The following is a 6,514-nucleotide window of genomic DNA, read 5'->3' on the forward strand; positions in this document are numbered from 1 at the left end:
CGAGCCGCACTGGACGGTGCAGAAGGCGCGGGCAGAGGGTGTCGAGATCCTGGGCGACATCGAGCTCTTCGCCCGCACCGTCAACGCGGCGCCCGAGCACAAGCGGCCGAAGATCGTCGCGGTGACCGGCACCAACGGCAAGTCGACCACCACCGCCCTGATCGGCCACATCTGCGCCCAGGCCGGCCGCGACACCCGTATCGGCGGCAACATCGGCGTGGGCGTCCTCGGCGTCGACGACATGCACGGCGGCGCCGTGTACGTCCTGGAGCTGTCGTCCTACCAGCTGGACCTGACCTCCAGCCTGAAGCCCGACGTGGCCATCATCCTCAACATCTCGCCCGACCACCTCGACCGCCACGGAGGGATGGAGGGCTATGTCGCCGCCAAGCGGCGCATCCTGGCGAACCAGGGCAAGGGCGACACCGCGGTGATCGGCGTCGACGATCCCTGGGGCGCGCGGATCTGCACCGAGATCACCGCCGCCAACCGGCGCACCATCGTCCCGGTATCGGCCTCCAAGGCGATGGGCCGGGGGGTCTATGCGCTGGACGGCCTGCTCTATGACGCCACCGGCGAACGCGCGGTCGAGGTCGCCGACCTGAAGCGCGCCCGCTCGCTGCCCGGCCGGCACAACTGGCAGAACGCGGCGGCCGCCTACGCCGCCGCCAAGGGCCTGGGCGTGGCCCCCGACGAGGCGGCGGAACACCTGATGAGCTTCCCGGGGCTGGCGCACCGCATGGAGACGGTGGCGACGATCGGCCGCGTGCGCTTCGTCAACGACTCGAAGGCCACCAACGCCGACGCCGCCCGCCAGGCGATGTCGAGCTATCCGAAGTTCTACTGGATCGCCGGCGGCCAGCCGAAGACCGGCGGCATCGACGCCCTGCAGGACCTCTTCGGCCGGATCGAGACCGCCTATCTGATCGGCGAGGCCGCGGCGGCGTTCGGCCAGACGCTGAGAGGCAAGGCCAAGGTGGTCGAGGCGGGAACCATCGACGCCGCCGTCGCGGCCGCCTTCGCCGACGCGCAAGGCTCGGGCCAGGACGCCGTCGTGCTGCTCTCGCCGGCCTGCGCCTCCTTCGACCAGTTCGCCGACTTCGAGGCCCGCGGCGAGGCCTTCCGCGCCGCGGTCGAGCGGCTGGCGGGCGGGGGCGCGGCGTGACTCCCTCGCAAGCTCACGCCTTCGCCCGTTCCGACCGCTCGCCGATCGGCATGTGGTGGTGGACCGTGGACCGCTGGATGCTGGGGGTGACGGCGCTCTTGATCGCCATCGGCGTCGCCCTGTCGTTCGCCTCGAGCCCCGCCGCGGCGATGCGGATGAACATCGGCGATCCGTTCCATTTCGCCGTGCGCCAGTGCGTGTTCGGCGCGGGCGCGGCGGTGATCCTGCTCAGCGTCTCGATGCTCGACGTGCGCAACGTCCGCCGGGCCGCCTTCTTCATCTGGCTGGCGGCGATCGCGGTGATGATCGCGCTGCCGCTGTTCGGCCATAACGCCAAGGGCGCGACGCGTTGGCTGGAGATCGGCGGCTTCACCCTGCAGCCGTCGGAGTTCATGAAACCGGCGCTGGTGATCCTGGTCGCCTGGATGTTCGCCGAGGGCCAGAAGGGCGAGGGCGTGCCCGGCGTCTCGATCGCCTTCGGCCTCTACGGGATCTCCATCGCGCTCTTGCTGATCCAGCCGGATGTCGGCCAGTCGGTGCTGATCACCGTGGCGTTCGGCGCGGCCTTCTGGATGGCCGGCGTGCCGATATCCTGGGTGATGCTGCTGGGCGGGGTGGCGGTCGCGGGGCTATCGTCGACCTACTTCCTGTTCCCGCACGTGGCCGCGCGGGTGCACAAGTTCGTCTCGCCCGACAGCGCCGACACCCACCAGGTCGACCGCGCCGCCGAAGCGATCCGCGCCGGCGGCCTGCTTGGCCGCGGCCCGGGGGAGGGCGTGATGAAGCGCCACGTGCCCGACCTGCACACCGACTTCATCTATTCGGTGGGCGCGGAGGAGTACGGCCTGGTCTTTTCCCTGCTGCTGATCTCGCTTTTCGCGCTGCTGGTGGCGCGCGGCCTCTATCGCGCCATGAAGCTCAGCGATCCCTTCGAGCAGGTCGCCGCGGCGGGGCTCTTCGTGCTGGTCGGCCAGCAGGCCTTCATCAACGTCGCCGTGAACCTCAACCTGATTCCGACCAAGGGCATGACCCTGCCCTTCATCTCCTATGGGGGCTCTTCGATGTTGGCCATGGGCCTGACGCTCGGCATGGCGCTGGCGCTCACCAGGCGCCGGCCCGGCGCCTATACGCCGGGCGAGGGGCTCTCCAACTCCGCCCCGTTCGCGTAAGGGCCGCCGCAAGGAATGCGCAAAGTCGCCGTCGTCGCCGCCGGAGGAACCGGCGGACATCTCTTTCCCGCCCAGGCGCTGGCCGAGGCGCTGATCGCCCGCGGCTGGTCGATCGTGCTGGCGTCCGACGAGCGGGTCGCGGGCCTGGCCCAGGACTTCCCCGCCGAGCGCCGCATCGGCCTCTCAGCCGCCACCTACAAGCCGGGCGATCCGGTCGGCATGGCCAAGGCCGGCCTGGCGGTGCTGCGCGGCGCGGCCCAGGCGCGCAAGGCCTATCGCCAGTTCGGCCCGCATGTGGTGGTGGGCTTCGGCGGCTATCCATCCGCGCCGGCCCTGGTCGGGGCGATCCTCGACCGCCGTCCGACGGTGATCCACGAGCAGAACGCGGTGATGGGCCGGGCGAACCGGATGCTGGCGCCGCACGTGCGCACCGTCGCCTGCGCCTTTCCGACGCTGATGAAGGCGCCGCCCAAAGTCGCCGCCCGCGCCGTGGTGGTCGGCAATCCGGTGCGCCCGCCGATCCGCGAGCTGGCGAACGAGCCCTACGCCCCGCCGCAGCCGGGCGAGCAGGTGCGGCTTCTGGTCACAGGCGGCAGCCAGGGCGCGCGTCTGCTTTCCGAACTGGTGCCCGAGGCGATCAAGCTTCTGCCCGAGCAGCTGCGCCAGCGGCTGCTCGTCGCCCAGCAGACCCGGCCGGAGTCGATGAACTTCGCCCGCCGCGCCTACGGCGACGCCAATGTCGAGGCCGAGATCGCGCCCTTCTTCCGCGACATGGCCGCCCGGCTGAAAGCTGCGCACCTGGTGATCGGCCGCGCCGGCGCGGGCACCGTCTGCGAATTCGCGGTCGCCGGCCGCCCCTCGATCCTGGTGCCGCTGGCCATCGCCATCGACGACGACCAGGGCCAGAACGCGCGCCTGCTGGCCGACGCCGGCGGCGCCGAGATCGCCCGCGAACACCAGCTCACCGTCGACAGCCTCTCCGGCGCGCTGGCCAAGCTGTTGAACAGTCCGCAGCGGTTGGCCCGGATGGCGGCGGCGGCGCGCTCGGTCGCGATCCCCGACGCCGCCGAACGCCTGGCCGACGTGGTCGAAGAAACCGCCAAATATGGTTGATCGCGCTTAACGATCATTTTTTGCGATCACGTATGGCCGGTTGTGCCAATTGTTAAACATTGCGTCCAATCTTCGGGGAAGATCCGATTGGGCGTGTGATGGTCTCGTACTCCTCCGAACCACGTCGCTTGCAGATCCTGCATGTCGACGACGACCTGCTGAACCTGCGCGTGGTGGAAGACATCATGTGCGCGTTCGGACAGATCTCGTTCGGCGTGAGCAGCGGCGAGGCGGCGCTGGAGCAACTCGGCCAGCGCACCTTCGACCTGGTGCTGATGGACATCCACATGCCGGGCATGAGCGGCGTCGAGGTGGTCCAGCGGCTTCGCGCCTCGGTCGGCCCGGAGCGGCGCACGCCGGTCATCGCGCTGACCGCGGACTGCCATTCGCGGACCCGCGCGCAGTATCTCCAGCTGGGCTTTCAGGACTACGTGACCAAGCCGATCCTGGTCTCCCAGCTGTGGGAAGCGATCACCAAGGCGGTCGGCCGCAGCGTGCCTGAGGCCGAACAGCTCAGCCTGCGGTTCGGCTGATCGGTCGCGGGCTTTCGGCTTCCACCTGCCGGAAGGTTGATGCTAGCAACCGAGCCATGAACCGACGCCCCGTGCCCTTCGACATCGGCCCCGTCCATTTCGTCGGCATCGGCGGCATAGGCATGAGCGGCATCGCCGAGATCATGCTGCGCATCGGCTATACGGTGCAGGGCTCCGACGCCAAGGCCAGCGCCAACACCGAGCGGCTCGAAAAGCTGGGCGCGAAGATCTTCGTCGGCCACGACGCCGCCCACGTCGAGGGCGCCTATGCGGTGGTCTATTCGACGGCGGTCAAGCACGACAATCCGGAGATGCTCGCCGCGCGCGAGCGGCGCCTGCCGCTGGTGCGCCGGGCCGAGATGCTGGCCGAACTGATGCGGCTCCAGTTCTCGGTGGCCGTGGGCGGCACGCACGGCAAGACCACCACCACCTCGATGATCGCCTGCCTGCTCGACGCTGGAGGGCTCGATCCGACGGTGGTCAACGGCGGGATCATCAACGCCTACGGCACCAACGCCAAGGTCGGCTCCGGCGACTGGATCGTGGTCGAGGCCGACGAGAGCGACGGCACCTTCCTGAAGCTGCGTTCCACCGCCGCGGTGGTCACCAACATCGATCCCGAGCACCTCGACCACTACGGCGACTTCGACGCGGTCAAGCGCGCCTTCCGCGACTTCGTGGAGAACATCCCGTTCTATGGCTTCGCCGCGGTGTGCACCGACCACCCCGAGGTGCAGGCGCTGGCCGCGCGGGTCGAGAACCGCCGGCTGGTCACCTACGGCGTCAATCCCCAGGCCGAGGTCCGCGCCGAGAAGATCGAGATGGGCCCCGACGGCGCCCGCTTCGACGTGGTCATCAATCCGCTGGACGGCGAGGCTGTCCGCTACGACGACCTGCGCCTGCCGATGGCGGGGAACCACAATGTGCTGAACTCCCTGGCGGCCATCGCCGTCGCCCGCGAGCTGGGCGTCTCGCCTGACGGCATCCGCCAGGGCCTGGCCGGCTTCGGCGGGGTGCGCCGGCGTTTCACGACCACGGGCGTGGCGAACGGCGTGCGCGTGGTCGACGACTACGGCCACCATCCCGTGGAGATCGCCTCGGTGCTGAAGGCCGCCCGCGCGGTGACCGCGGGCAAGGTCGTGGCCGTGGTCCAGCCTCACCGCTACAGCCGCCTGCGCGACCTGTTCGACGAATTCTGCGCCTGCTTCAACGACGCCGACACCGTGATCGTGGCCGACGTCTACCCGGCGGGCGAGGCGCCCATCGAGGGGGTCGACCGCACGGCCCTGGTCGAGGGCCTGCGCCGCTACGGGCACCGGCGTGTCCTGCCGCTGGAAAGCCCGCGGGAGCTGGCGGGCCTGGTCGGGCCCGAGACCCAGCCCGGCGACGTGGTCGTGCTGCTGGGCGCCGGCGACATCACGGGCTGGGCCTACGCCCTGCCGGACGAACTGACGGCGCTGGGGAAGGCCGCCGAATGAGTTGGCGCGATCGGCTGCCCGCCGTCCGCGGCAAGATCCTTTTCGACGAGCCGCTCGGCCCATTCACCTGGTTCCGCGTCGGCGGGCCGGCCGAGGTGGTCTTCCTGCCGCAGGACGAGGACGACCTCGCCCGGTTTCTCGCCGGCCTCGATCCCGCCGTGCCGGTGACGGCGCTGGGCGTCGGCTCCAACACCCTGGTGCGCGACGGCGGGGTCGAGGGCGTCGTCGTGCGGCTGGGCAAGGGCTTCACGAACGTCGAGCCGCGCGGCGCGACCCGCATCTTCGCCGGGGCCGCGGTGCTCGACGCGGTCCTGGCGCGCGAGGCGGCCAAGGCCGGGATCGCCGGCCTGGAGTTCTACCGCGGCGTGCCCGGTTCGGTCGGCGGGGCGCTGACGATGAACGCCGGCTGCTACGGCGCGGAGACCAAGGACGTGCTGGTCGAGGCCTATGCGGTCACCCGCGCCGGCGAACGGATCACGCTCTCCAACGCCGACCTCGGCTACAGCTACCGCAAGTCGGCGCGCGCGGCGGCCGAGCCCTTGGTCTTCACCGGCGCCCTGTTCGAGGGCGCGGCCGACGAGCCGGCCGCCATCGAGGCGCGGATGAGCGAGATCACCGAGCGGCGCGAGGCCAGCCAGCCGATTCGCGAGAAGACCGGCGGCTCGACCTTCAAGAACCCGCCGGGCCATTCCTCCTGGCAGCTCGTCGACCAGGCCGGCTGGCGCGGCAAGCCGTTTAGTGTGAGCGGGAAGGGCGGGGGAGCGATGTTCTCGCCGTTGCACGCCAACTTCCTGATCAACACCGGCGAAGCCACCGCCGCCGACCTCGAAGGCCTGGGCGAAGCCGTCCGCGCCGATGTGAAGGCGAAGTTCGGCGTCGAGCTCGACTGGGAGATCAAACGGATCGGCCGCGCCGGCTAGATGTGAGCTCTCAGTAGGTTGTCCATCCGGTCCGGACCGGGAAGGCTGTTGTTGCGACACTTCAGCTGAGTCTCGGGGGACCGGATGAACCTGCATAGGAATGCCCGCACGACGCCTGTCAGTCGAGCCGAGATGG

General features: G+C 70.2%; 6 protein-coding genes. All 6 read left to right on the plus strand.

The genetic code is table 11. The features are described 5' to 3' along the window. On the plus strand, positions 1-1,165 hold a 1,165-nt coding region (murD, locus tag VJS38_RS04475; protein ID WP_324086949.1), incomplete at its 5' end, for a UDP-N-acetylmuramoyl-L-alanine--D-glutamate ligase. Positions 1,166-1,215: 50 nt separating this feature from the next. Continuing rightward, a complete protein-coding gene (gene ftsW / locus VJS38_RS04480; RefSeq protein ID WP_324086954.1) occupies positions 1,216-2,334 on the plus strand; it encodes a putative lipid II flippase FtsW in 1,119 nt (372 codons plus the stop codon). A gap of 15 nt (positions 2,335-2,349) precedes the next feature. Beyond that, on the plus strand, positions 2,350-3,447 hold the full coding sequence (gene murG, locus VJS38_RS04485) for an undecaprenyldiphospho-muramoylpentapeptide beta-N-acetylglucosaminyltransferase (RefSeq protein WP_324086950.1): 1,098 nt from the start codon (positions 2,350-2,352) through the stop codon (positions 3,445-3,447). A gap of 128 nt (positions 3,448-3,575) precedes the next feature. After that, on the plus strand, positions 3,576-3,980 hold the full coding sequence (locus VJS38_RS04490; RefSeq protein ID WP_324086951.1) for a response regulator: 405 nt from the start codon (positions 3,576-3,578) through the stop codon (positions 3,978-3,980). A 56-nt stretch (positions 3,981-4,036) separates the two neighbouring features. Continuing rightward, positions 4,037-5,458, plus strand: a complete 1,422-nt coding sequence (murC, locus tag VJS38_RS04495; protein ID WP_324086952.1) for a UDP-N-acetylmuramate--L-alanine ligase — start codon at positions 4,037-4,039, stop codon at positions 5,456-5,458. After that, a complete protein-coding gene (murB, locus tag VJS38_RS04500) occupies positions 5,455-6,378 on the plus strand; it encodes a UDP-N-acetylmuramate dehydrogenase (protein WP_324086953.1) in 924 nt (307 codons plus the stop codon). Before murC ends, murB begins: the two co-directional genes overlap by 4 nt. Positions 6,379-6,514: the final 136 nt, after the last annotated feature.

Origin of the sequence: Phenylobacterium sp., assembly GCF_035276905.1 — a bacterium.
GTDB lineage: Bacteria > Pseudomonadota > Alphaproteobacteria > Caulobacterales > Caulobacteraceae > Phenylobacterium.

Excerpts from the sequence above, each read along its gene's own strand:
- ftsW (WP_324086954.1), top strand. The coding sequence starts at position 1,216 with ATGTGGTGGTGGACCGTGGACCGCTGGATGCTGGGGGTGACGGCGCTC.
- murG (WP_324086950.1), top strand. The coding sequence starts at position 2,350 with ATGCGCAAAGTCGCCGTCGTCGCCGCCGGAGGAACCGGCGGACATCTC.
- murC (WP_324086952.1), top strand. The coding sequence starts at position 4,037 with ATGAACCGACGCCCCGTGCCCTTCGACATCGGCCCCGTCCATTTCGTC.
- murB (WP_324086953.1), top strand. The coding sequence starts at position 5,455 with ATGAGTTGGCGCGATCGGCTGCCCGCCGTCCGCGGCAAGATCCTTTTC.